The organism is Pseudomonas sp. EZ-C24, assembly GCF_014525325.1.
Lineage (GTDB): Bacteria > Pseudomonadota > Gammaproteobacteria > Pseudomonadales > Pseudomonadaceae > Aquipseudomonas > Aquipseudomonas shirazensis.
Map to the genome: position 1 here is coordinate 103,680 of NZ_JACDIU010000035.1, position 23,405 is coordinate 127,084.

Annotated in this window: 23 protein-coding genes and 1 pseudogene; 13 read left to right on the forward strand and 11 right to left on the reverse strand. The window is 61.8% G+C overall.

The genetic code is table 11. The features are described from left to right. Positions 1 to 40: 40 nt before the first annotated feature. Positions 41 to 1,342, reverse strand: a complete 1,302-nt coding sequence (locus IDM28_RS23500) for an Nramp family divalent metal transporter (protein WP_101315222.1) — start codon at positions 1,340 to 1,342, stop codon at positions 41 to 43. Positions 1,343 to 1,841: 499 nt separating this feature from the next. On the opposite strand from IDM28_RS23500, the gene IDM28_RS23505 reads away from it, so the two are divergent. Both IDM28_RS23505 and IDM28_RS23510 read left to right on the forward strand, forming a co-directional pair. After that, complete coding sequence (locus IDM28_RS23505; protein ID WP_188036968.1) at positions 1,842 to 2,096, forward strand: hypothetical protein; 255 nt, start codon at positions 1,842 to 1,844, stop codon at positions 2,094 to 2,096. Between the two features lie 12 nt (positions 2,097 to 2,108). Further along, positions 2,109 to 2,357 carry a DUF3077 domain-containing protein gene (locus IDM28_RS23510; RefSeq protein ID WP_188036969.1) on the forward strand — a complete coding sequence of 83 codons (249 nt, stop codon included), beginning with the start codon at positions 2,109 to 2,111 and terminating at the stop codon, positions 2,355 to 2,357. 148 nt (positions 2,358 to 2,505) lie between these two features. Here IDM28_RS23510 and IDM28_RS23995 read toward each other — a convergent pair. From IDM28_RS23995 to IDM28_RS23535, 5 genes and pseudogenes are all read right to left on the reverse strand, one after another. Beyond that, positions 2,506 to 2,961, reverse strand: a pseudogene (locus IDM28_RS23995) (REP-associated tyrosine transposase). Between the two features lie 163 nt (positions 2,962 to 3,124). After that, positions 3,125 to 3,868 (reverse strand): penicillin-binding protein activator LpoB, encoded by a 744-nt coding sequence (locus tag IDM28_RS23520; protein WP_188036970.1) that lies wholly within the window; start codon positions 3,866 to 3,868, stop codon positions 3,125 to 3,127. A gap of 3 nt (positions 3,869 to 3,871) precedes the next feature. Next, entirely contained in the window at positions 3,872 to 4,459 is a 588-nt protein-coding gene (lpoB, locus tag IDM28_RS23525) for a penicillin-binding protein activator LpoB (protein ID WP_150572511.1), read from the reverse strand. A 21-nt stretch (positions 4,460 to 4,480) separates the two neighbouring features. Beyond that, positions 4,481 to 4,846: a YcfL family protein gene (locus tag IDM28_RS23530; RefSeq protein ID WP_150572512.1), complete on the reverse strand. Its 366-nt coding sequence runs from the start codon at positions 4,844 to 4,846 to the stop codon at positions 4,481 to 4,483. Positions 4,847 to 4,861: 15 nt separating this feature from the next. Beyond that, positions 4,862 to 6,253: a COG3014 family protein gene (locus tag IDM28_RS23535; RefSeq protein ID WP_188036971.1), complete on the reverse strand. Its 1,392-nt coding sequence runs from the start codon at positions 6,251 to 6,253 to the stop codon at positions 4,862 to 4,864. A 220-nt stretch (positions 6,254 to 6,473) separates the two neighbouring features. Between IDM28_RS23535 and IDM28_RS23540 the strand changes: the two genes are divergently transcribed. Continuing rightward, positions 6,474 to 8,405 (forward strand): cytochrome c/FTR1 family iron permease, encoded by a 1,932-nt coding sequence (locus IDM28_RS23540; RefSeq protein ID WP_188036972.1) that lies wholly within the window; start codon positions 6,474 to 6,476, stop codon positions 8,403 to 8,405. A 53-nt stretch (positions 8,406 to 8,458) separates the two neighbouring features. After that, positions 8,459 to 8,911 (forward strand): YaiI/YqxD family protein, encoded by a 453-nt coding sequence (locus tag IDM28_RS23545; RefSeq protein WP_150570429.1) that lies wholly within the window; start codon positions 8,459 to 8,461, stop codon positions 8,909 to 8,911. A 58-nt stretch (positions 8,912 to 8,969) separates the two neighbouring features. Here IDM28_RS23545 and elbB read toward each other — a convergent pair whose 3' ends face one another. Continuing rightward, positions 8,970 to 9,638, reverse strand: coding sequence for an isoprenoid biosynthesis glyoxalase ElbB (gene elbB / locus IDM28_RS23550; protein ID WP_101315243.1), 669 nt, complete (start codon positions 9,636 to 9,638; stop codon positions 8,970 to 8,972). A 72-nt stretch (positions 9,639 to 9,710) separates the two neighbouring features. After that, complete coding sequence (locus tag IDM28_RS23555) at positions 9,711 to 10,334, reverse strand: DedA family protein (protein ID WP_101315245.1); 624 nt, start codon at positions 10,332 to 10,334, stop codon at positions 9,711 to 9,713. 207 nt (positions 10,335 to 10,541) lie between these two features. Here IDM28_RS23555 and hemB point away from each other — a divergent pair, with 207 nt between their 5' ends. Then, entirely contained in the window at positions 10,542 to 11,552 is a 1,011-nt protein-coding gene (gene hemB / locus IDM28_RS23560; protein WP_188036973.1) for a porphobilinogen synthase, read from the forward strand. Between the two features lie 19 nt (positions 11,553 to 11,571). Next, positions 11,572 to 13,827, forward strand: a complete 2,256-nt coding sequence (gene ppk1, locus IDM28_RS23565; RefSeq protein WP_101315249.1) for a polyphosphate kinase 1 — start codon at positions 11,572 to 11,574, stop codon at positions 13,825 to 13,827. On the opposite strand, the gene ppx is transcribed toward ppk1, so the two are convergent. Further along, a complete protein-coding gene (gene ppx / locus IDM28_RS23570) occupies positions 13,814 to 15,316 on the reverse strand; it encodes an exopolyphosphatase (protein WP_101315251.1) in 1,503 nt (500 codons plus the stop codon). The two genes, ppk1 and ppx, sit on opposite strands and share 14 nt — an antisense overlap. 242 nt (positions 15,317 to 15,558) lie before the next feature. Here ppx and trxA point away from each other — a divergent pair, with 242 nt between their 5' ends. From trxA to IDM28_RS23595, 5 genes are all read left to right on the forward strand, one after another. Next, positions 15,559 to 15,888 (forward strand): thioredoxin TrxA, encoded by a 330-nt coding sequence (gene trxA, locus IDM28_RS23575; protein WP_101315253.1) that lies wholly within the window; start codon positions 15,559 to 15,561, stop codon positions 15,886 to 15,888. Between the two features lie 229 nt (positions 15,889 to 16,117). Continuing rightward, entirely contained in the window at positions 16,118 to 17,377 is a 1,260-nt protein-coding gene (rho, locus tag IDM28_RS23580; RefSeq protein ID WP_101315255.1) for a transcription termination factor Rho, read from the forward strand. A gap of 209 nt (positions 17,378 to 17,586) precedes the next feature. Continuing rightward, positions 17,587 to 19,053 carry a 4-hydroxy-3-polyprenylbenzoate decarboxylase gene (gene ubiD, locus IDM28_RS23585; protein ID WP_101315257.1) on the forward strand — a complete coding sequence of 489 codons (1,467 nt, stop codon included), beginning with the start codon at positions 17,587 to 17,589 and terminating at the stop codon, positions 19,051 to 19,053. Beyond that, positions 19,053 to 20,021, forward strand: coding sequence for a CDP-6-deoxy-delta-3,4-glucoseen reductase (locus IDM28_RS23590; protein WP_188036974.1), 969 nt, complete (start codon positions 19,053 to 19,055; stop codon positions 20,019 to 20,021). The genes ubiD and IDM28_RS23590 overlap by 1 nt, the downstream gene beginning before the upstream one ends. Positions 20,022 to 20,264: 243 nt before the next feature. Further along, positions 20,265 to 20,915 carry a gamma-glutamylcyclotransferase gene (locus IDM28_RS23595; RefSeq protein WP_101315261.1) on the forward strand — a complete coding sequence of 217 codons (651 nt, stop codon included), beginning with the start codon at positions 20,265 to 20,267 and terminating at the stop codon, positions 20,913 to 20,915. Positions 20,916 to 20,933: 18 nt separating this feature from the next. Here the strand turns inward: IDM28_RS23595 and IDM28_RS23600 are convergent, their stop codons facing one another. Then, entirely contained in the window at positions 20,934 to 21,911 is a 978-nt protein-coding gene (locus IDM28_RS23600; RefSeq protein WP_101315263.1) for an NADPH:quinone oxidoreductase family protein, read from the reverse strand. 158 nt (positions 21,912 to 22,069) lie between these two features. Here IDM28_RS23600 and IDM28_RS23605 point away from each other — a divergent pair, with 158 nt between their 5' ends. Then, complete coding sequence (locus IDM28_RS23605; protein WP_101315265.1) at positions 22,070 to 22,474, forward strand: flagellar basal body-associated protein FliL; 405 nt, start codon at positions 22,070 to 22,072, stop codon at positions 22,472 to 22,474. Between the two features lie 152 nt (positions 22,475 to 22,626). Here the strand turns inward: IDM28_RS23605 and IDM28_RS23610 are convergent, their stop codons facing one another. Further along, positions 22,627 to 23,079 (reverse strand): EVE domain-containing protein, encoded by a 453-nt coding sequence (locus IDM28_RS23610; RefSeq protein ID WP_101315267.1) that lies wholly within the window; start codon positions 23,077 to 23,079, stop codon positions 22,627 to 22,629. Positions 23,080 to 23,252: 173 nt separating this feature from the next. Between IDM28_RS23610 and IDM28_RS23615 the strand changes: the two genes are divergently transcribed. After that, positions 23,253 to 23,402 carry a hypothetical protein gene (locus tag IDM28_RS23615; protein ID WP_178080737.1) on the forward strand — a complete coding sequence of 50 codons (150 nt, stop codon included), beginning with the start codon at positions 23,253 to 23,255 and terminating at the stop codon, positions 23,400 to 23,402. The last annotated feature ends 3 nt before the right edge of the window (positions 23,403 to 23,405 follow it).

Sequence of the window (23,405 nt, forward strand, 5' to 3'; positions counted from 1 at the left end):
CTGCCCCGCAGAGTGTTTTACAGCAGCGTTGTACGATGACTTAGCTGAACAGCTCCACACCCAGCTGGAACGCCACCCACAGCGCCAGGCCGGTGGCGAATGCCAGGGCGATGTTCTCGAACAGGTTGTTGCGGTATTCCTTGCTCAGCAGCGATTTCTGGTTGGACATGATCAACAGGCCCAGCGAGATCACCGGCAGACCAATGATATTCAGCGCGCTGACGCCGATGGTCAGGGTGACGAAGTCAGGCATGCCCGGGATCGACCAGATCAGTGGCGTAACCAGGATGAACAGCATGAACCAGCGGTGCGCCGGGTCCTTGTGGAACTCCTTGCCATAACGCTCGCGACGCTTGGGCTGCACGTGCTGCAGGGCGTCGGTGATCAGCATCGGGAAGGCTGTGGTCTTGCCGGAAATGCTGGCGAACAGGGTGGCGAACACGCCGATGAAGAACACATACCAGCCGATCGGGCCGAAGAAGATTTCCAGCGCCTTGCCCAGATCGCCGAGGGTTTTCACTTCGATGCCGTTGGGCCGCAGGATTTCTGCGCCGACGATCCAGATCGCCAGGTTGATGACGATACCGACGAATACTGCAAACAGCAGGTCGTTGCGTTGCACACGCTTGTGCTGCGGGCCAACCCAGCCCTTCTGGCGCATCACGTAGGGGTGGACGAAGTTGGCCACCGAACCGGCCACTGCGCCGATCACCGACACCGCTACCAGCATGGCGCCATGCACGCCCTCGTCAGGCGGGATGCTGAAGCCGATGGTGCCTTTGACGATGCCTGCCACATCCGGCCCGGACATCACCGCCAGCGCCAGAAACGCCAGGGTCATGATCGCCAGCAATGCCTTCATCACGCCTTCGATAAGCGAATAGATATTGCGCCCGACCAGCATCCACACCGCCAGCACCACCGCCATCGAGCAAAGCAGCGGGTAGTCGACGCGCAGCAGCATGGCCAGTGATTCGCCGGCGCCCTTGATCATGTATGCGTTCATCAGGTGGCCCATGATCAGCGCGTAGCCGAGCATGAACCAGGCGAACACCGGGTGCAGTTGCGCGTAGCCCTGAAGGATGGTCATGCCCTGGTTATTGCACAGTTGGAAGCGGGCGATGATGTTGACGATCAGGTAGCGCAGCAGCAGCGAAACTGCCAGCACCCACATCATCGCGTAACCGTAGTTGGCGCCGGCCACGGAAGAGGTGATCAGATCACCTGCGCCCAGCCACGACAGCACGGCGATGATGCCTGGGCCGAGCAACTTGGCGATGCGCGCGAGGCGGCTTTGCGAGGGCACGGCAGCTTTGCCCTCAACGGAAGGTAGGCTGGTCATTGGATGTCTCCGTTATTTTTGTAGTGAGAGCCGGCGCAGTCGAACATGCTGATAGGACGTCGTACAACTAAAATCGCAGAGCAAACATTACAAAGTATTACGGCAAATCCAGGCTGTTTTGTGCAGGCCTTGCGGGGCTTGAGCTGCCGTGGAATATGGCCTGCTGACATCATGGGGGTGCTTGTAAGACCTTTCCCAACTTCGCGCTGAGCGCTTCAGGCTGTGGGGCCTTCGGAAGTATCCTACGTCCTTTGCGGAAGCTGCCGTATTGTCGGGGAAATGCCTCAGGGCTAACGTCGTCGGGTCGCCTGAACAGGGCGAACGGGCGTGAGATACCCGACCCTAACGCACTCCGCTTTATGGCGGTCTTACGCGGGCAGACTTCGGTCTGGCCGGGTTAGCGTATGGGCCCGGGTCTCACCCCGCGTACGACTGCCACCCAAATCCGTGAGACGAAAAGGAGGGCAGCGACCATTCATACGCTATGAGGTGTCGTCCCATGAAAAAGATCGTCCCTGATCCACCCCGTTTAAAGCTGATCATCTCCCCGCATTTTTCTGTCCACAGCGACATGCTCCCGCCTGATTCCCTGGCCTTGGCCAATGAATTTCTCTGCGGCGTGGTCGAGACCCTCGACCAGCAGTGCAGCGACTCGGCTGAGCAACCTGACCTAAACGCCCTGGCCAGCGCCGCCCATGCCACGCGTATGGCCCGTACCCTGGTTGAACACGCATTGACCCGGCTGCGTAGCTGAAGGAGCCAAGGTATGAGCGTGCAAACCAACGGCATTACCACGGTGGGCGTGGCCTCAACCGAGCTGTTCACCGTTCGCCCTGGCATCCCGATCCCCCAGGCGTTTGATGAGCTGTCGGTGTTGCTGGGTTGTATCCGCCATCTGACCGATGAGGCCGAAATGCAGGGCGACCTCCAGGCCGGCAGCGCGGCGCGGATCCTCAGCGGGCTGGCCAAGGCGCTGGTCAATGACATGGAGTCTGGGGTCAATCGACTGCGGTGAATGGCCCTGCAGCGGCGTACAGGGGCCGCTTTGCGGCCCTTTCGCGACACAAGGCCGCTCCTACCCCGACCGCGTACAAGCGCCGTGCGCGGACAATGTAGGAGCGGCCTTGTGTCGCGAAATGAGGGCGAAGCCCTCACCGAGGCCGCTACAGCCAAACACAATCCCAATGCGAATACTCGCCAGCTCTGCGTACCAGTCCCGCGCGTATTGGGTTGCGAATGATGTACAGCGCGACAGCCTTGACATCCTCATCCCGGCGCAGGGCCCGGTCATGAAATCCTTGTTGCCAGATGTGCTGTCGAGCGGCCCCAGCGCGGTACAAACCGACGCTGCAGCGTGATTTAAAGGTACACATCAGACTGGCGAGGGATCCCGTTCCAAGCTCAACCAGCCAGTGAAGGTGGTCGGGCATGAGTACCTAGGCTAAAGAGCGGCATCCACCCTCATCCTGGATTGTGCGTAGTTGATGGATGGCCGTTCTGGCGTAGGTCAGATCAGTGAAGACAGGCCGACGATCTCGGGTGACAGTGGTGAGTAAATATAAGCGTCCGGGCTCAGATGTTCGACCGCGACGCAAGCTGCTGGCATGAGGACTGTCCATGTCCTGCTCCCGTGATTACGGTTTGGAAACGGTAGTCGCGGTGGCGCAGAGGTATGTGTGATTACGGTATCTGGATGTGACTTCGGTGAGGGCTGCGCCCTCATTTCGCGACGCAAGGCCGCTCCTACAGGAGCGGGCTTGCCCGGGAGAGTGCTTTCAGCCCTCAGCGCAAAATCTGCGCCGGTTCATCCGGCGGCAAGTTGCTCTGCACACCTTCTCGCGCTGGCGCCGCCGACACTTCGCCGGCCAGCTGCTCGGCCAGTTGCCGCGCTACATCCATGCCCAGCTCCCTGGACACCTCGCGGACCACCCGCGGGCGGTTGAGGGTCACGCGGGTATCCTGGCGTTTTACCAGCTTGGTGTCCTGGCCCTCGCCCATGGCGGTGAAGGCCGAGGTGATCTCGTAGGTGCGGGTATTGATCAGGCTGAAATCAGCCACCACGCTCAGGGCCAGTACCGCCGAGTAGCTGTCGGTGTGGTCGAGTGCGTTGATGTCCCTCTGGAAGTCGATATCCGACAGGGTGCCGAACAGCACGTAGTCGGCACCTGGGAACCCGCCGGCTTTGATCCGGGCGATCACGTCGTAGACATCGTCGTTGGAACGGCTGGTGTAAGGCTTGCCCTGCACCAGCTGGAACAGCCCACCCTTGAGGATCGCGCCCTTGATGTCGCCACCGAAATTGCGCAGCTCGGTCTGCTCGATGTAGCTCTTGCTGCTCTCGTACTCGCTGTAGCTGGCCGAGTGGCTGGCGCTGTACGGGCTCGCCTGGCCGCTGTTGTGCGCACTGACGCTGTGGATGTATTCCTCCACCTGCGCCTGATAGGCAAGGTCGGTGACTGCGACCTTGGGCGCCGCCTGCGCAGAAAATGCGCAAGCCATAGCGATGACTGCCATCCATGTACGCATCGCTTAGCGCTCCGTGGTCTTGCGGATTTCTTTTTCGTCCATCCATTCAGCCAGGCCGCTTTCGACGTCGACCAACTGCAGGCTGAACTTGTAGAACACGTCTTTGTAATCGCTGCTGCGTTTGACGATGGAGCTGATCGAGCCTTCCAGGCGGTACTGCGCGGCGATCATGTTGCCCGTCTTGGCGACGGTGGCTTTTTTGTACAGGCCGCTTTGGTTCTGCAACTTGAGCTGGTCGACCTGGCTCTGCATGTCGGTGTTGTCGCTGGCAAAGCGGGCAACGCCGGTCTTGAGCAGTTGGGTCTTGATCGTGGTGGTGATCTCGCGGGTATCGATGTACTCGCTGGTCTTGTTCTTCACGTCATACACCTGCACCACCGGGCGGCCCTGCAGCACGCCGGACTGGGCCAGCGAGCGGGTCATGCTCTCGGCGATCATCTGCAGGTCGGTGGAGCCGAATTCGTTGGTAATCAGCTCGACTGCCTTGGTGTCGCCGTAGCTGATGTTCTTGCTGCCCAGGCCTGGTGACGGCGTGCTGCAGCCGCTGAGCAAGGCGAGGGTGAGGGCGGCGAGGGTAATGCGTGCAAACATCAAAAGTGCTCCTGAAAATGATTACCGGGTATGGACTTCGAGGCGGAAGTCGCGCGCCTGCGGAACCGGGGCGATGGCGGGCAGGAAGCTGGCCTGCTTGCCGTACAGGGTGAGGGTCTTCCAGCTTTCTTCATCGCCTACCGGGAAGCCGTCGTCGCCCAGCCAGGCGAAGCGGTAGTAAAGGGTCTGGTTGCTGCGGCTGGTGTTGTTGATGGCGACCTTGACGGTGAGAAATCCGCGTTCGCGGGCCACCCGCATCGGGCCAATGTCAAAGTCGTCGAGCTGGCCCATGGTCACCACCTTGCTGGCGGCGCTGCCAGGCTCGGGCGGACTGGCGCAGCCTGCCAGGAGGGCGGCGGCGACAAGAGCGATGCAGATTAAACGCATGTTCGATCCTTGAGATTATTTGAGGTTGGCAAGCACCGGCGCTTGGGCCGGCTGCGGCAGTTGTATGGCGGCGCCACTGGCGAACACCTGATGGCCGAGCACGCGCAGGCTGATCACTTGGTAGGGTTGGTCGATCTTGACCTTGAGCGTACCGCTGCCGAGGATCGCCGGCAGGCTCAGGCGATGTTCGCCTTGGGCCAGATGCACGCGGGCGACCTGGGTCTGGTTGGGCAGAGTGCGCCAGGTGCGGGTGTCGGCGCCTTCGACCACTGCCGCGGCAATGCCCACGATCAGGGCTGCCAGCGGGTCGACCTCGTTCAGCTTTTTTTGCGCCAGGGTGCGGCTGACCGCGCGCACGCTGGTGCGCAGGATGATCTCCGGCATGTCGTCACGCAGGGCCCTGCGCGACATGGCGCTGGTGTTGTTGAGTGAAGTGAGGCTGACAGCCTGGTCGTTCAGGTAGACCTCGCCAAAGCGCGCAGTGCTGTTGTCTTCTCTTATCACCGGGAACGACAGCGTGGTGATCACCAGGTTACCGTCGATCGTCAGTGGCAGCGGGATGCGCATCGAGTCGCGTGCCGGTGCCAGGCCGCTCTGGACCACAATCAGCACATCGCTCTCGCCGGACTTGCTTCGCTTGCCATCAAGGTTGAGCAGGGCTTGCTCGAGCAATGGCGTCTTCGGCCGTAGCTCGGCTGCAGTGCGGTAGCCCGGCGCGGCCAGGCCCTTCTCGCCAAGGGCCTCGTAGACGAAGCCGGACAGGTAATGGCTGAACGCGCTCTGGTAGCTGTTTTTCAGACTGACCACTTCAGGGTCGTCGAGGCTGGCCACCGGATATCCCTTCAGATCCTTGAACTCGGTGCTGGCACCTTGTTGTTCGGCTTCCTGCTCGCCCTTGAGGTACTGCTTGTCACGCAGCTCGGCAATGACCGCTTCGCGTTCGTGGGTCTTCTTGATTTCGGTACGGGCGCCGGCGAAATCGTTCTGCGCCAGCAGGTTCAGGGCCATCTGGGTGGTCAGCATGACCTTTTCGTAGTCGTAGCCCTGGTAGCGGCGGACCTTGTCGTTGACCAGATAGCTGGCGAACTGGCTGAGGTACTTTTCAGTGTCCAGTTTGACTGCTTCTTCCCACTCGAAGACCACGCCGTCGGCCACGCGCCAGGCTTGCTGGCTACCCTGCAGATCACCTTTGGAACGCAGCAGCTCGCCTTTTTCGAAGTAGTAGAGGAGGTCTTTGACGTCGCTCTTGTTGTTGCTCTCGAGCAGAGCCAGGGCAGCGTCGACATTGCCGGCGACAAGCTGCTGGTTGGTTTCCTGAAGCTCGCTGTCGTAACTGCGAAACACAGCGCAGCCGGTCAGTTGCGTGACGGCGATAAGCGCTGCCAGAAGTACTGCGCGGGGGACCATCGGTGTTGTTCTTCCCTGAATGGATGGACTGCGTCCTGCGCCAGCGCGGCCCGTGATTGCGGGGGAACAAAGGCAAAGGCGCGACATTATAAGCACAAGGTGGCGTTTTGCTGGCATGGAGGCTTGAATTAGGTTGCGCTGGCCCCTATTGCTAATCTGTTACAAGATTTTTCGTGAAATCTGCCGGTAGCCCTTGAGCAGGCGCGAGTGGAAGTGAACAATGTTCTCTTTCGTATTCCCCTCGAGATCGGCCATGACTTCCCGTCCCCGTTTACTCGCCTGGCTGCTGTGGCCAGTGCTGGCGCTGTGCAGCACGCTGGCCATGGCCGAAGCCCCTGCAGAGGCGACCAAGGCCTTGCACCTGCTCGATTACATTGGCGCGGATTACCCGCCAACGGTGCGCGAGGGCAGGGTGGTCGATGACGGTGAGTACCGCGAGCAGCAGGAATTCAGCAGCGTGCTCGCCGAACTGGTGAAAAACCTGCCAGCGCACGCCGAACGTGATGCCCTCGAACAGGGCGTACAGGCCTTGCGCACCGCCATCGACCAGCGCCAGGACGGCCCTACCGTTGCTCGCGAGGCGCGCCAGCTCGGTGCCCGTCTGGCGGTTGCCTATGAGGTCAGCCAGGCCCCGATAATCACCCCTGATCCTGCCCGCGGCGCCGCGCTGTACGCGCAAAACTGCTCGATCTGCCACGGTGACAGTGGTGCCGGCGATGGCCCGGCCGGGCTCGGTCTGGAGCCAGCGCCGGCCAACCTGCGCGACGTCGCCCGGCTCGATCAGCTCAGCCTGTTCGACCTCTACAACACCCTTGGCCTGGGCATCGAAGGCACCGAAATGCCCTCGTTTGCCGACCAGCTCGACGAGCGTCAGCGCTGGGACGTAGCGGCCTTTGTCGCCAGCTTCAGCGCCGAGCCGCAGGCCGCTGCTGGCGCCCCGGCCTGGAACCTCGCTGATCTGGCCCGGCAGACCCCTGCAGAAGTCGCCGCCAGCCACAGCGCCGAGACCGTCGCTGCGTTTCGCGCCCAGCGTGCACGGCCGCCGCAGGTCAAGCGCGGCCCGGCGCAGTTGCTCGACTACACCGCCAGCACCCTCGACAAGAGCCTGGCGGCCTATCGCGACGGCGATCATGACCAGGCCTACGACCTGTCGGTTGCGGCGTATCTGGAAGGTTTCGAGCTGGTCGAAAGCTCCCTCGACAACATCGATGCCCAAGTACGCAAAGACACCGAGAAGGCCCTGATGGCCTATCGGCAGTCGTTGCAGGACGGCCTACCCTTCGCCCAGGCCGAACAGCGCCTGAGCGAGGCCAAGGTCAAGCTCGACGCCGCCGCCAAGCTGCTTGGCAGCGATGGCCTGAGCTGGTCGCTGAGCTACATCTCCGGGCTGTTGATTCTGCTGCGCGAAGGCCTCGAGGCGATTCTGGTGCTGGCCGCGATCCTGGCATTCCTGCGCAATACCGGCCAGCAATCTGCGGTGCGCAGCGTCAACGTTGGCTGGGCGCTGGCACTGGTCGCAGGCTTCGCCACCTGGGCGGTAGCGGCGTATCTGATCGACGTTGGCGGTGCTCAGCGCGAATTGCTCGAAGGTTGCACCGCGCTGTTTGCCAGCGTGATGGTGCTGTGGCTCGGCGTGTGGATGCACGACCGGCGCCACGCTGCGGCCTGGCAGGACTACATCAAAAGCAGCCTGGTCGGCGGCGGCGGGCGCTTTGGTTTTGCCTTGCTGGCGTTCTTCTCGGTGTACCGCGAGCTGTTCGAGGTGATCCTGTTCTACGAAACCCTGTGGCTGCAATCAGGGCCTGCCGGGCACAACGCTGTGCTGGCCGGTGGTGCCACCGCGCTGGTGCTGTTGGTGGGCCTGGCCTGGGTGATCCTGCGCGGTTCGGCCAAGCTGCCGTTGGCGCTGTTCTTCAGCATCAACGCCGCGCTGCTGTGCGCACTGTCGGTGGTGTTCGCCGGGCATGGCATCAAGGCCTTGCAAGAGGCAGGCATCCTCGGCACGCGGCCGGTGGCGTTCTTTGAATTCGACTGGCTGGGCATTCATGCCGATGCCTACTCACTGGCGGCACAAGCCTTGGCACTGAGCGCGATCGCGCTGCTGTATGGCCGCTCGTGGCTGGTCGAGCGGCGCCGCGCTGCGGCCAGTTGAGCTGCGATCTGGCACACTGGGTGCAGTGATTAACAGCCGATGAGAATGCAGCAATGCGTATATGGATCGATGCCGACGCCTGCCCCAAGGCAGCCAAGGACCTGATCGTAAAGTTTGCCCTCAAGCGCAAACTTGAGGTGGTGATGGTCGCCGGCCAAGCGCAGATCAAGCCGGCTTTTGCCTGCGTAAAGCTGATCGTGGTGCCGAGCGGACCGGATGCTGCCGATGATTATCTGGTCGAGAATGCCGTACCGGGCGAGTTGGTGATCTGCAGCGATATCCCCTTGGCCGACCGCCTTGTGAAAAACGGCGTGGCGGCGCTCGACCCACGTGGCCGTGAGTTCGATGAGCGCAATATGGCCGACCGGTTGGCGACGCGTAACTTGTTCACCGAGCTGCGTGAACAGGGCCAGGCCAGTGGTGGCCAGGGGCCTTACGGCGAGAAAGAGAAGCAGGAGTTCGCCAACTCCCTCGATCGCATCCTGACCCGCCTCGCGAGGGGCTGATTACGACATTGATCACAGCACCACGCAGCGCCGGCCTGGGCCAGCGCTGCAGGGCAGCTCAGTGGTCGTTGGCGTGGGTCAATTCCAGCACCCGATCGACCAGTTTGTAGATGCCGCTGGCCGCATCGCTGATCGAGGTAGCGAGCATGTACGCCGGGGTGGTCACCAGCTTGCGCTGGGTGTCTTCGACGATGTCATGTACATCGCACTCTTCGTGGGTGCCGCCCATCTTCACCACCGCCGCGCTGGTGCCGGCATCGTTACCGATGGTGCAGACCACGCCTGGGCCGTAGATCTTCGCTGCCAGAGCTGGCGAAATGCACATCAGGCCGACCGGTTTGCCGGCTTCGGCGAAGGCCTCGGCCAGCGCCAGTACGTCAGGTTGAACCGTGCACTTGTCACCTTCGACGGCAAAGTTGGAGAGGTTTTTTGCAGCGCCAAAGCCGCCGGGCACGATCAGCGCGTCAAACTCGCTGACGTCTGCTTCGCGAATGTCCTTGACCTGGCCGCGGGCAATCCGCGCCGACTCGACCAGCACATTGCGAGTCTCGCTGGTTTGCTCACCGGTCAGATGATCGATTACATGCAGTTGGGGGATGTTTGGTGCAAAGCACTGCACCTGCGCGCCGCGCTGGTCCAGGCGCAGCAGCGTGATCACGCTTTCGTGGATTTCAGCGCCATCGTAGACACCACAGCCGGAAAGAATCACCGCCACTTTTTTTGTCATGCTTGTTTCTCCAGAGTCCAGGCGCCAATTGTTGCTTGGCACTTTACTAGGATCACGGCAACAGCGGCATGTTCATTCTTGCGGTGGGCTTGGCTTGTCCGTCAGCTGCTCGGTCGCAGCCGCGTCGGCGGCCGCCTTGCGCTCGGCGCGCTGGGTGCGAAAACGCCGGCGCAGCCACAGCAGCAGGCCCAGCACCAGCAGGCCGCCAAGTACCCACAGCTCGTACTTCTTGACGTTGCCAAGCAGGCCTTCGAGGATCGCCCCGAAGTGGTAGGCGGCAGCGCCCAGGGCCACTGCCCACACCGCAGCGCCAATGCCGTTGAGCAAGAGGTAGCGGCGTGGCGGATAGCCCGACAAGCCAATTGCCACCGGCATCACCGTGCGCAGGCCATAGACGAAGCGGAAGCTCAGTACCCAGATGTCCGGGTGGCGGCGGATATGGTCCAGGGCACGGTCGCCCATTGCCTGCCAGCGCGGCCTGCGCGCCAGGATTGCGCGGCCATGGCGGCGGCCCATGAAGTACCACAGCTGGTCGCCGGCATAGCTGCCGAAGAAGGCCACCACGCACACCATGTTGATGTCCATGTAACCGCGGAACGCAAGAAATCCCGCAAGCACCAGGATGGTCTCACCTTCAAAAAATGTGCCGAGAAAAAGGGCAAAGTAGCCGAAATCCTGCAGGAATTGTTGAAGCATCTTCTGGGGTGCTGGCGAAATGAACGCGCAGCCTACCCCTTCGCGGGCCGTGGGGAAAGTGTCCAAATGTGTCTCGACGTGAACAATTCCTACATGGTGATTGCCTGTGGCGACACGTCGCAGGGTTGCCCAAGGGTGTAACACAGGCGTCATAATGGCCGCTTATAACTGTCGCGCTGCCCGCCTGCGCGGGCTCAGGAGTCTGCCGTGAGCTTTACCCCCGCCAACCGTATGTTTCCTGCCACACGTCTGCGTCGCAATCGCCGCGACGAGTTTTCCCGTCGCCTGGTGCGTGAGAACACCCTGACGGTCGATGACCTGATCTTGCCGGTATTCGTTCTGGATGGTGAAAACCGCCGAGAAGAAGTGCCGTCCATGCCAGGTGTCGAGCGCTTGTCGATCGACTTGCTGCTGGAAGCTGCGCAGTCCTGGGTGGACCTGGGGATTCCGGCCTTGGCACTGTTCCCGGTAACCCCGGTCGAGAAAAAGACCCTGGATGGCGCCGAAGCGTGGAACCCGGATGGCATTGCCCAGCGCGCTACCCGCGCCCTGCGTGAACGCTTCCCGGAGCTTGGGGTGATCACCGACGTTGCCCTCGACCCGTTTACCACCCACGGCCAGGATGGCATCCTCGACGAAGACGGCTACGTGCAGAACGACATCACCGTCGATGCGCTGGTGCGCCAGGCGCTGTCCCACGCCGAGGCTGGCGCGCAAGTGGTGGCGCCTTCTGACATGATGGACGGCCGCCTCGGCGCGATCCGCGAGGCGCTGGAAGTCGCCGGTCACTTCAACGTGCGCATCATGGCCTACTCGGCCAAGTACGCCAGTGCCTACTACGGCCCGTTCCGCGATGCGGTAGGCTCGGCTTTGAACTTGGGCAAGGCCAACAAGGCGTCGTACCAGATGGACCCGGCCAACAGCGACGAGGCCCTGCACGAAGTGGCCACTGACCTGGCCGAAGGTGCCGATATGGTCATGGTCAAGCCAGGCATGCCGTACCTGGATATCGTTTACCGGGTCAAAACCGAGTTCAAGGTGCCGACCTTTGTCTATCAGGTCAGCGGCGAGTACGCCATGCACATGGCGGCAATTCAGAATGGCTGGCTGAGCGAGGCCGTGATCCTCGAATCGCTAACCGCTTTCAAACGTGCAGGCGCCGATGGCATTCTCACTTATTTCGCCGTTCGCGCCGCCCAATTGTTGAGAGGGCAGTAACGCCCTTCAGGAACGTCAGATGAATAACGAAGTGCTATCCCCGGTCGACATCAAGGATGCTCAAGCGCTACCGCAAGAGCTGACGCAAACGCCGCCAGACCTTGAGCCGGTGGCCGAGCCTGTGGTCGAAGCGGTTGCCGACGCTGCGCTCGAAACCGCCGCGCCGACCCCTGCGCCGGCGCCGGCGATCCCGGTGCCTGGGCTGGACGACAGCAGCCTGTACATTCATCGCGAGCTCTCGCAGCTGCAGTTCAACTTCCGCGTGCTGGAACAGGCGCTGGACGAGTCGTATCCGCTGCTCGAGCGCTTGAAGTTCCTGCTGATCTTCTCCAGCAACCTCGACGAGTTCTTCGAGATCCGCGTCGCCGGCCTGAAGAAGCAGATCAATTTTGCCCGTGAGCTGGCCGGCGCCGACGGCCTGCAGCCACATCAGGCCCTGAGCCGGATCAGCGAGCTGGTGCACCACGAAGTGGATCGCCAGTACGCGATCCTTAACGACGTGCTGCTGCCAGAGATGGAAAAGCACAACATTCGCTTCATTCGTCGGCGCAACTGGACGCCGAAGATCAAGACCTGGGTGCGGCGTTTCTTCCGCGACGAGATCGCGCCGATCATCACCCCGATCGGCCTCGATCCGACCCACCCGTTCCCGTTGCTGGTGAACAAGAGCCTGAACTTCATCGTCGAGCTCGAAGGGGTCGATGCATTCGGCCGCGATTCGGGCCTGGCGATCATCCCCGCGCCGCGTTTGCTGCCTCGGGTGATTCGCGTACCGGAGGAGGTAGGCGGCACCGGTGCCAACTACGTATTCCTCTCGTCGATGATTCACGCCCACGCCGATGATTTGTTCCAGGGCATGAAGGTCAAGGGTTGCTATCAGTTCCGCCTGACCCGTAACGCCGACCTGGCGCTGGACTCGGAAGAGGTCGACGACCTTGCCCGCGCCCTGCGTGGTGAGCTGTTCTCGCGTCGCTACGGCGATGCGGTGCGCCTGGAAGTCGCCGACACCTGCCCCAAGCATCTGTCCGACTACCTGCTCAAGCAGTTCAGTCTGAGCGAGAACGAGCTGTATCAGGTCAATGGTCCGGTCAACCTGACCCGGCTGTTCAGCATCACCGGCCTGGAAAGCCACCCGGAACTGCAGTACCTGCCGTTCACCCCGGCGATCCCCAAGCTGCTGCAGAACGCCGAAAACATCTTCAGCGTGGTCAGCAAGCAGGACATCCTGCTGATGCACCCCTTCGAGTCGTTCACCCCAGTGGTCGACCTGCTGCGCCAGGCAGCCAAAGACCCGCACGTGCTCGCCGTGCGCCAGACCCTGTACCGCAGCGGCGCCAACTCGGAGATCGTCGACGCACTGGTCGACGCAGCGCGTAACGGCAAGGAAGTCACTGCGGTGATCGAGCTGCGTGCGCGCTTCGACGAAGAGTCCAACTTGCAGATGGCCAGCCGCCTGCAGGCGGCTGGCGCGGTGGTGATCTATGGCGTAGTCGGCTTCAAGACCCACGCCAAGATGATGCTGATCCTGCGTCGCGAGCAGGGCGAAATCGTCCGCTACGCGCACCTCGGCACCGGCAACTACCACGCCGCCAACGCCCGTCTGTATACCGACTACAGCCTGCTGACCTCGGATGACGCGCTGTGCGAAGACGTTGGCAAGCTGTTCAGCCAGCTGATCGGCATGGGCAAGACCCTGCGCATGAAAAAGCTCCTGCATGCGCCGTTCACGCTGAAGAAGGGCATGCTCGACATGATTGCCCGCGAGACCCAGTGCGCGCTCGACGGCAAGCCGGCGCACATCATCGCCAAGTTCAACTCGTTGACCGACGCGAAGATCATCCGCGCGCTGTACAAGGCCAGCCAGTCAGGTGTACGTATCGATCTGGTGGTGCGTGGCATGTGCTGCCTGCGCCCGGGCATCGCCGGGGTTTCGCACAATATTCACGTACGCTCGATCATCGGCCGCTTCCTTGAGCACACGCGGGTGTTTTACTTCCTCAATGGCGGCGAAGAGCAGATCTTCCTGTCGAGTGCCGACTGGATGGAGCGCAACCTCGATAAACGCGTCGAGACCTGCTTCCCCGTCGAGGGCAAGAAGCACCTGCTGCGGGTCAAGAAGGAGCTGGAAAGCTACCTGACCGACAACACTCAGGCTTGGATCCTGCAGTCCGACGGCCGCTACGTGCGCAGCACGCCAACCGGCAACCAGAACCCGCGCAGTGCCCAGGCGACCCTGCTGGAGCGCCTGAGCAACCCGGTCCTCAACGTACGCTGAGGACGAAGCCGACCCGGGCCAGCCACTCCGCCTCGTTGGCGAAGTCGGCCTGGGTCAGCGGGTGCTGTTCCAGCCAACCGTCCGGGAATACTACTTCCAGGCTATTTTCGTGGGCTTGCAGCACCACTTTGGGCATCTCTTGGGTGCCGCGGATGTGGTGGAAGAGGATGGCAAAGCGCAGCAGTACGCACAGGCGAATCAGCTGGCTGCCTTCATCGCCGAACTCGGCGAATTTGTCCTTGGGAATGTTGCGGCGATGGCCGCGTACCAGCAGCGCGAGCATCTGCTGGTCTTCACGCGAGAAACCGGCCAGGTCGGAGTGCTCGATCAGGTAGGCGCCGTGCTTGTGGTAGTGATAGTGGGCGATGTCCAGGCCCACCTCATGGACCTTGGCCGACCAGCTCAGCAGGTCGCGCCAGTTGCCTTCTTCCAGATCCCAGTCTTTGGCCACTTGATCAAACGCGTGCAGCGCCTTGCGTTCGACCCGCGCGGCCTGGCCGTGGTCGACGTGGTAGCGCTCCATCAACGAATTGAGGGTGCGCTCGCGCACATCTTCGTGGTGATGGCGGCCAAGCAGGTCGAACAGCACACCTTCACGCAGAGCGCCGTCGCAGTGGTCCATGCGTTGCAGTTCGAGTGCATCGAAAATGGCTTCGAGAATCGCCAGGCCGGCCGGGAAGATCGTGCGGCGGTCAGGCTTGACCCCTTCGAAGTCGATCTTGTCGGTGTCGCCCAGCTTGAACAGCTTGCGTTTGACCCAAGCCAGGCCTTCGGCATTGACCTCACCGTTGCCCAGGCCGCCAGCCTTGATCGCCGCGCCGATGGCGCGAATGGTCCCGGACGAGCCGATCGCTTCGTCCCAGGTCAGCCGGTGCAGGGCGGTTTCGATGCTCATCAGCTCCAGGCGCGCAGCGGTGTAGGCCTGGGCGTAGCGCGCCGGGGTGATCTTGCCGTCGCGGAAGTAGCGCTGGGTATAGCTGACGCAGCCCATTTGCAGGCTCTCGCGCAGCAACGGCTCGAAGCGCTGGCCAATGATGAACTCGGTGCTGCCGCCACCAATGTCGGCGACCAGGCGCTTGCCCGGATTGTCGGCCAGGGTGTGCGACACGCCGAGGTAGATCAGGCGCGCTTCTTCACGGCCGGAGATGACCTCGACCGGGTGGCCGAGGATAGCTTCGGCGCGCTGGATGAATTCGTTGCGGTTGCGCGCTTCGCGCAGCGCGTTGGTGCCGACGATGCGCACGGCGCCATCGGGCATGCCGTTGATCAGCTGGGCGAAGCGCTTGAGGCACTCCAGGCCGCGCTGCATGGCTTCTTCGCTGAGGCGGCGCTCTTCGTCGATACCGGCGGCCAGCTGAACCTTCTCGCCCTGCCGCTCAAGAATGCGGATTTCCGTGTGGTGGGCCTTGGCCACGACCATGTGGAAACTGTTGGAGCCCAGGTCGATGGCGGCGATCAGGGATAGGTTCTTCGCGGAGTTCTGCGGCATGATTTTCGAGATTCTCGGTCGGTTACCTGGCAATCCTGCCACGAACGCGGGCATACGCCAACGCGTGGCTGGGCAAGGTTTGATGCAAAGCAAGGTGCGCACGGATCGTATGACACCTATGTGACAGTTTCGATGCGGGGTGTCTTGCTCCACTATAGTTACACTCAATCGTCCGCGACTTCCTGTAGCCAGCCGGTGCAGCTATGATGGGCCACGATTTTGCTTTCCACCTGGAGATATCCATGAGCAACGACCTGATCAAACATGTCACCGACGCCACCTTCGAGGCTGAAGTCCTGAAGGCAGAAGGCCCGGTGCTGGTCGACTACTGGGCTGAATGGTGCGGCCCATGCAAGATGATCGCTCCAGTCCTGGACGACATCGCCACTACCTACGAGGGTAAACTGACCGTCGCCAAGCTGAATATCGACGACAACCAGGAAACCCCGGCCAAGCACGGCGTGCGTGGCATCCCGACGCTGATGCTGTTCAAGAACGGTAACGTCGAGGCAACCAAGGTCGGCGCGCTGTCGAAATCACAACTGGCTGCGTTCATCGACGCCAACCTGTGATGTGAAAAGGCCCCGGTAAATCCGGGGCTTTTCTTTTTGCGAACCCTAGACGCGCAAAAAAGCAAGTGTTACATTCGGCCTCGCACTGTTTCTTCAAGTGCCCCCTGCACGCCGTCGCCGAAGCATCCCAATTCGAATCAGTACGCGATCCTGTCGCCTTCTTGCGGCGCGGCTTCATTAAGCCAGAAGCTTAATTCTCCCTTCTTACATGATTACGTCCACTCCCCTTATGAACCTGACTGAACTCAAGCAAAAGCCGATTACTGATCTGCTAGAAATGGCCGAACAGATGGGCATTGAAAACATGGCCCGTTCGCGCAAGCAGGACGTGATTTTCGCCCTGTTGAAAAAACACGCTAAGAGCGGCGAAGAGATCTCGGGTGACGGCGTGCTGGAGATTCTCCAGGATGGTTTCGGTTTCCTGCGGTCGGCTGATGCGTCCTACCTGGCCGGCCCTGACGATATCTACGTCTCGCCCAGCCAGATCCGTCGCTTCAACCTGCGTACCGGTGACACCATCGTTGGCAAGATTCGCCCGCCAAAGGAAGGGGAGCGTTACTTCGCGCTGCTCAAGGTCGACACGATCAACTACGACCGTCCAGAAAACGCGAAGAACAAGATCCTCTTCGAGAACCTGACGCCGTTGTTCCCCAACAAGCGCCTGAAGATGGAAGCCGGCAACGGCTCCACCGAGGACTTGACCGGGCGTGTGATCGACCTGTGCGCGCCGATCGGCAAGGGCCAGCGTGGCCTGATCGTCGCTCCGCCAAAAGCGGGCAAGACGATCATGCTGCAGAACATCGCTGCCAACATCACCCGTAACAATCCCGAGTGCCACCTGATCGTTCTGCTGATCGACGAGCGCCCGGAAGAAGTTACCGAGATGCAACGCACCGTGCGCGGCGAAGTGGTTGCTTCGACCTTCGACGAGCCGCCAACCCGCCACGTGCAGGTTGCCGAAATGGTCATCGAAAAGGCCAAGCGCCTGGTTGAGCACAAGAAAGACGTGGTCATCCTGCTCGACTCGATCACCCGTCTGGCCCGTGCCTACAACACCGTCATCCCGAGCTCCGGCAAGGTCCTGACCGGTGGTGTCGATGCCCATGCGCTCGAGAAGCCAAAGCGCTTCTTCGGTGCTGCGCGTAACATCGAAGAAGGCGGCTCGCTGACCATCATCGCCACCGCGCTGGTTGAAACCGGCTCGAAAATGGATGAAGTGATCTACGAAGAGTTCAAAGGTACCGGTAACATGGAACTGCCTTTGGACCGTCGTATCGCCGAGAAACGTGTGTTCCCGGCCATCAACATCAACAAGTCGGGCACGCGTCGTGAAGAGCTGCTGACTGCTGATGACGAGCTGCAGCGCATGTGGATCCTGCGCAAGCTGCTGCACCCGATGGACGAGATCGCCGCTATCGAGTTCTTGATCGACAAGCTCAAGCAGACCAAGACCAACGACGAGTTCTTCCTGTCGATGAAGCGCAAGTAAGCTTCGCGCTTAATACGCTGAAGATTTGGGGCCGCTGCGCGCCCCTTCGCGGGTAAACCCGCTCCCACAGGGATTACATCGAACCTTGTGGGAGCGGGTTTACCCGCGAAGGGCTGCGCAGCGGCCCCAAGTCATTTTGGCATCCTACAAAAGCCTGATCGGCGCTACACTCTGCACCCCGACCGATACGGCCAACACGAGGCTTACGCATGCAGTATCGCGATTTGCGCGACTTTATCCGTGGCCTGGAGCAGCGCGGCGAACTCAAGCGCATCCAGGTTCCGATTTCACCCGTCCTGGAAATGACCGAAGTCTGCGATCGCACCTTGCGTGCCAAGGGCCCGGCGTTGCTGTTCGAAAAGCCTGTCGGTTTCGACATCCCGGTGCTGGGCAACCTGTTCGGCACACCGGAGCGGGTCGCCATGGGCATGGGCGCCGAGTCGGTTGCAGAGCTGCGCGAGATCGGCAAGCTGCTGGCCTTCCTCAAGGAGCCCGAGCCGCCCAAGGGTCTCAAGGATGCCTGGTCGAAGCTGCCGATCTTCAAGAAAGTCGTGTCGATGGCGCCCAAGGTGGTCAAGGACGCGGTGTGCCATGAGGTGGTGATCGAGGGCGACGACGTCGACCTCAGCCAGCTGCCGATTCAGCATTGCTGGCCGGGCGACGTCGCGCCGCTGATCACCTGGGGCCTGACCGTCACCCGCGGGCCGAACAAAGAGCGGCAGAACCTGGGCATCTATCGCCAGCAGGTGATCGGCCGCAACAAAGTCATCATGCGCTGGTTGAGCCATCGAGGCGGCGCGCTGGACTATCGCGAGTGGTGCGAGAAGCACCCGGGCCAGCCATTCCCGGTGGCGGTGGCGCTCGGCGCCGACCCGGCGACCATCCTTGGCGCGGTCACGCCGGTGCCGGATACCTTGTCCGAGTACGCCTTTGCCGGCCTGCTACGCGGTAACCGTACCGAGCTGGTCAAGTGCCGCGGCAGCGACCTGCAGGTGCCGGCCACGGCGGAAATCATCCTTGAAGGGGTTATCCACCCTGGCGAGATGGCCCCGGAAGGCCCGTATGGCGATCACACCGGCTACTACAACGAAGTCGACAGCTTCCCGGTGTTCACCATCGAGCGCATCACCCATCGGCGTAATCCGATCTATCACAGCACCTATACCGGCCGGCCACCGGATGAGCCGGCGATTCTGGGTGTGGCCCTGAACGAAGTGTTCGTGCCGATCCTGCAAAAGCAGTTCCCGGAGATCACCGACTTCTACCTGCCGCCGGAAGGCTGCTCGTACCGTATGGCGGTGGTGACCATCAAGAAGCAGTACCCAGGCCATGCCAAGCGGGTAATGCTCGGTGTGTGGTCGTTCCTGCGACAGTTCATGTACACCAAGTTCGTTATTGTCACCGACGACGATATCAACGCCCGCGACTGGAACGACGTGATCTGGGCCGTCACCACGCGCATGGACCCCAAGCGTGATACGGTGATGATCGACAACACGCCGATCGACTACCTGGATTTTGCCTCACCGGTGTCGGGGCTTGGCTCGAAGATGGGCCTGGACGCCACACACAAGTGGCCGGGCGAGACAACACGCGAATGGGGCCGGGTCATCGTCAAGGACGATGCCGTCACCCGCCGTATCGATGAGCTGTGGGATCAGTTGGGAATAGATTGATGCAGGTAACGTTGCAGCCCTCCGGGGCGGTACTGGCGCTGGAGCCCGGTGAAAGGATTCTTGATGGTGCGCGGCGCCTGGGCTATGACTGCCCGAGCAGCTGTCGCAATGGCAACTGCCATGTCTGCGCGGCACTGCTGGTCGAAGGCCGGGTGCGCCAGGACGGTGAAGTGCGCGATCACGGCGAGCTGTTCACCTGCATTGCCGAGCCGTTGGAAGACTGCGTGCTGCTCTGGGACGGCGTTCTGGCCCTGGGCGAGCTGCCGCTGCGCACGCTGGCCTGCACGGTCAGCGAGTGCATCGAGGTTGGCGGTGATGTCTGGCGCGTGCGCCTGCGTGCCCCCGCTGGCAAGCCGCTGCGCTACCACGCCGGCCAATACCTGATGATCGAGCGCGATGGCGCCGACAAGGCGGCCTTCTCGCTGGCCTCCGCGCCGCATGCCGGGCGGGACCTGGAGCTGCACGTACTGGCTCGCGAGCCCAGCTCGGTGGCATTGATTGAGCAATTGCAGCGCGACGGCCTGGCGCGTATTCAGATGCCGTTTGGCGACACCCACCTGGCCGAGCTGCCGGATGGGCCGCTGGTGTTGATCGCCGCCGGCACCGGCATGGGCCAGATGCACAGCCTGATCGAGCACTGCCGGGCCAACGGCTTCAAGCACCCGGTGCACCTGTACTGGGGCGTGCGTCGCCCTGAGGACTTCTACGCGCTCGAGCACTGGGACGAGTGGCAGCGCTTGCCCAACCTGTTCCTGCACAAGGTGGTCAGCGACCTGTGTGGTTGGGAAGGGCGCTGCGGCATGCTCCACGAGGCGGTTTGCGAAGATATCGCTGACCTCAATGAAGTTCACGTGTACGCCAGCGGCTCGCCCAACATGGTCTATGCCACGCTGGATGCTCTGGTCGAAGCCGGTATGGACGCCCATCGCATGCGCGCAGATGTATTTGCCTACGCCCCGCGTGGTTGATCGCTAATAACCAAAGTTGTTCGACTTGATTATAAGGCGGTAAGTCTTACCGCCCTTGCCAATAACTTTATCTATACTCGCAACAGCACTGCACATTCGCCTGCAGTGCCCATGTTGCGGCTGCTCCTGCCTGCGTCAGGGCTTGTAATACGGTGCCTTTCTGCCGTACGGTAAGTCCAGCGCAGCGCCAGTGAGTTACAGTGGCGCTCATTGTAAGTTCTCGGGGAATAATGGCGGCAGCTTATGTCGGCACTTGAAAGTCTATCCTGGAAAGTTTCCTATCCGCCGTCGCTGGACTTTGGTCAGCAACTCACGCGCGAGCAACTGTCAGTTTCTATGCAGTCGACCATGTCGCGTCACCGTGGCGGGCCAGTGTGGTTGTTTGCCTACGGTTCGCTGATCTGGCGGCCGGAGTGCAACTCGGTCGAACGTCAGCGTGCGCGCGTGCACGGTTATCATCGCGGGCTGTACCTGTGGTCGCATGAGCATCGCGGCACACCCGAGTGCCCGGGGCTGGTGTTTGGCCTGGATCGCGGCGGCTCGTGCAGCGGCTTTGCCTACCGGCTGGACGACAGCAATCTGGATGACTCGCTGATGGCCCTGTGGCAACGGGAGATGCCGTACCCGGCCTATCGCCCGCACTGGCTGACCTGCCGGCTCGACAATGGCAGCAAGGTGCAAGCCTTGGGTTTCGTGCTGGAGCGGCACTTGCCGTGTTACGCCGGCGACCTGCCGGATGGGCTGCTGAGCCAGATCCTGGCCAGCGCCAGCGGGCGCTTCGGCACCACCCGCGATTATGTCGAGCAGACCTTGAACGCGCTGCGCAGCCACCAGATGCCTGATCGCAATCTGGAAGCGCGTTTTCGCCGCTGCCATAATCTGCGCGAGGTTTGACCCCCGCGCAGGCTTCGTTCAACGGGTCTGCACTACCAGCTTGCCCACCGCCTTGCGCTGCGCCAGTTGCTCTATGGCGCTGCCGGCTTCGGCCAGTGGGTAGGTTTTCGACACCAGTGGTTTGATCTTGCCCTCGGCGTGCCAGGCGAACAGTTGACGGAAGTTGGCTGCGTTGTCCTGTGGCTGACGCTGGGCAAATGCACCCCAGAACACTCCCACTACCGCCGCGCCCTTGAGCAGCGCCAGATTGACCGGCAGTTGTGGGATCACGCCGCTGGCAAAGCCCACCACCAGCAGCCGGCCGTTCCAGGCCAGGCCGCGCACCGCCTGGTCGAACAGCTCGCCGCCGACCGGGTCGTAGATCACGTCGACGCCCTGGCCGCCGGTCAGGCGCTTGATTTCATCCTTGAGCGAGCTTGTGCTGTAGTCGATCAGCTCATCTGCACCGGCAGCCTTGGCTACCGCCAGCTTGTCGGCGCTGCTGGCTGCGGCGATCACCTTGGCACCCATGGCTTTGCCGATCTCCACGGCGGCCAGGCCGACGCCACCGGAAGCGCCCAGCACCAACAGGGTTTCTCCAGGCTGCAGGTTGGCCCGCTGGCGCAGTGCGTGCAGCGAAGTGCCGTAGGTCATGCCCAGCGCGGCGGCGGTGGTGAAGTCCATGCTGTCGGGGATTGGCAGCACGTTGTAGTAGGGCACCGCGACCTGCTCGGCAAACGCGCCCCAGCCGGTCAGCGCCATGACCCGCTGGCCCACCTCGAACGCGCCGGCCTTGGCGCCCACCGCCGCAACCACCCCGGCCGCTTCGCCACCCGGCGAGAACGGCAGCGGTGGCTGGAACTGGTATTTGCCTTCGATGATCAGCGTGTCAGGGAAGTTGACCCCGGCGGCGTGCACGTCGAGCAGGACCTCGTTGATCTTCGGCTGGGGGCTGGCGACGTCTGCAAGCACAAGATCGCGCGCCGGGCCCAGGGTTTTGCACAACACGGCTTTCATCGGGGCTATTCCTTTGCAGGTGATGGCCGATAAGTGTAGGAGGACTGCTTGCCCGGTCAACGAGCATGCTCGGCCCTGATGGCCCGGCATAAGCCCGGGCTTGGGTTTGCGCGACGTGCTGGGTAAGCTGGCGCCAACTGTATGTGAGGAGCGAATTCGTGAAAGCGTGGATCTTGATGGTTATGGCGCTGATGCTGCCAATGGCGGCGATGGCCGAGGAAGCCGCAGAAGGCGCGCCGAAGGTTGCCTATATCAGCCTGAGCCCGCCCTTTGTCGGCAACTACGCACTCGATGGCAACAGCAAGCTGCGCGTGTACAAGGCTGACGTGGCCCTGCGCGTGACCGGCGATGCCGCTGCGGCGGCGGTCAAGCATCACGAGCCGCTGATTCGTAATCAGCTGGTGGCGCTGTTCACCCAGCAGACCGTGGACAGCATGAGTAACGTCGAGGCCAAGGAGCGTCTGCGTCAGGAAGCGTTGAAGCAGGTACAGCAGGTGATGGAGAACGAGGAAGGCAAGCCGATCGTCGAGGACCTGCTGTTCAATAACCTGATCGTGCAGTAAAGCCAACCGGGGCCGCTTTGCGGCCCTTCGCGGGTGAACCCGCTCCCACAGGGTTCAGCGGCGTTTGTCGAAATTCGGTTTCAAAACCGCTGTGATCCCTGTGGGAGCGGGTTTACCCGCGAAGGGCTGCAAAGCAGCCCCTCTGCTTTCCACTACTTGGCCAAGGTCAGGATCGCAGCCCACTGCTTCAAGGTCACCGGCATTACCGACAGCCGTGTACCTTTTTGCACCAGCGGCATCTCCTCTAGAGCTGCCTGCTGCTTGAGCAAGCCCAGCCCGAGCAAAGGCTTGAAGGTGCGCACATGGGCGACATCGACGGCGCTCCAGGGGTTCTTGTCGGCGCTGGCCTTGGCATCGTGGTAGTGACTCTGCGGGTCAAGTGCCGTAGGGTCGGGGTACGCCGCTGCAACAATTTTGGCGATACCGGCAATGCCCGGCTGCGGGCAGCTTGAGTGATAGAAGAAAAACTCGTCGCCAACCGCCATGGCCCTGAGGAAATTGCGCGCCTGGTAGTTGCGCACCCCGTCCCAGCGCGCTTCGCCGAGGCGTTTGAGGTCATCGATGGACAATTCGTCCGGCTCGGATTTCATCAGCCAATAGGCCATGGACGCTGCTCCTGACAAAGTCTGAAATAACTAGTTGCATGAAACCGACAGCCGGTTGACGTCAACGTTTGCGTGTCGGCTCCGGTTGGCGGAAAATGCGCCGATTTTAAGCACTATGCTCAGTCAGCACTGAAAAAGCTGGCAAGCCCGAATCAGTTGCCAGGGGGCAATCAATGAACAAACGCAAACCGGACCTGCTGTGGATCCTGGCCTTTATCTTCGGTCTTGGGGTCGTTACCACCGGTTATGCGCAGAGTTTGCTGGAGCGAAAGATGGACGTCGCCTACCAGACCCCCGTCGAGCAAGCGCCACAGCAGCGCTGAAGT

Excerpts from the sequence above, each read along its gene's own strand:
- ubiD (WP_101315257.1), top strand. The coding sequence starts at position 17,587 with ATGCAGTATCGCGATTTGCGCGACTTTATCCGTGGCCTGGAGCAGCGC.
- IDM28_RS23530 (WP_150572512.1), bottom strand. The coding sequence starts at position 4,846 with ATGCGTTTAATCTGCATCGCTCTTGTCGCCGCCGCCCTCCTGGCAGGC.
- rho (WP_101315255.1), top strand. The coding sequence starts at position 16,118 with ATGAACCTGACTGAACTCAAGCAAAAGCCGATTACTGATCTGCTAGAA.
- lpoB (WP_150572511.1), bottom strand. The coding sequence starts at position 4,459 with ATGTTTGCACGCATTACCCTCGCCGCCCTCACCCTCGCCTTGCTCAGC.
- trxA (WP_101315253.1), top strand. The coding sequence starts at position 15,559 with ATGAGCAACGACCTGATCAAACATGTCACCGACGCCACCTTCGAGGCT.
- IDM28_RS23540 (WP_188036972.1), top strand. The coding sequence starts at position 6,474 with ATGTTCTCTTTCGTATTCCCCTCGAGATCGGCCATGACTTCCCGTCCC.
- IDM28_RS23600 (WP_101315263.1), bottom strand. The coding sequence starts at position 21,911 with ATGAAAGCCGTGTTGTGCAAAACCCTGGGCCCGGCGCGCGATCTTGTG.
- IDM28_RS23615 (WP_178080737.1), top strand. The coding sequence starts at position 23,253 with ATGAACAAACGCAAACCGGACCTGCTGTGGATCCTGGCCTTTATCTTC.
- elbB (WP_101315243.1), bottom strand. The coding sequence starts at position 9,638 with ATGACAAAAAAAGTGGCGGTGATTCTTTCCGGCTGTGGTGTCTACGAT.
- IDM28_RS23520 (WP_188036970.1), bottom strand. The coding sequence starts at position 3,868 with ATGCGTACATGGATGGCAGTCATCGCTATGGCTTGCGCATTTTCTGCG.
- ppx (WP_101315251.1), bottom strand. The coding sequence starts at position 15,316 with ATGCCGCAGAACTCCGCGAAGAACCTATCCCTGATCGCCGCCATCGAC.
- IDM28_RS23595 (WP_101315261.1), top strand. The coding sequence starts at position 20,265 with ATGTCGGCACTTGAAAGTCTATCCTGGAAAGTTTCCTATCCGCCGTCG.
- IDM28_RS23555 (WP_101315245.1), bottom strand. The coding sequence starts at position 10,334 with ATGCTTCAACAATTCCTGCAGGATTTCGGCTACTTTGCCCTTTTTCTC.
- IDM28_RS23500 (WP_101315222.1), bottom strand. The coding sequence starts at position 1,342 with ATGACCAGCCTACCTTCCGTTGAGGGCAAAGCTGCCGTGCCCTCGCAA.
- IDM28_RS23545 (WP_150570429.1), top strand. The coding sequence starts at position 8,459 with ATGCGTATATGGATCGATGCCGACGCCTGCCCCAAGGCAGCCAAGGAC.
- IDM28_RS23510 (WP_188036969.1), top strand. The coding sequence starts at position 2,109 with ATGAGCGTGCAAACCAACGGCATTACCACGGTGGGCGTGGCCTCAACC.
- IDM28_RS23535 (WP_188036971.1), bottom strand. The coding sequence starts at position 6,253 with ATGGTCCCCCGCGCAGTACTTCTGGCAGCGCTTATCGCCGTCACGCAA.
- IDM28_RS23505 (WP_188036968.1), top strand. The coding sequence starts at position 1,842 with ATGAAAAAGATCGTCCCTGATCCACCCCGTTTAAAGCTGATCATCTCC.
- IDM28_RS23590 (WP_188036974.1), top strand. The coding sequence starts at position 19,053 with ATGCAGGTAACGTTGCAGCCCTCCGGGGCGGTACTGGCGCTGGAGCCC.
- ppk1 (WP_101315249.1), top strand. The coding sequence starts at position 11,572 with ATGAATAACGAAGTGCTATCCCCGGTCGACATCAAGGATGCTCAAGCG.
- IDM28_RS23610 (WP_101315267.1), bottom strand. The coding sequence starts at position 23,079 with ATGGCCTATTGGCTGATGAAATCCGAGCCGGACGAATTGTCCATCGAT.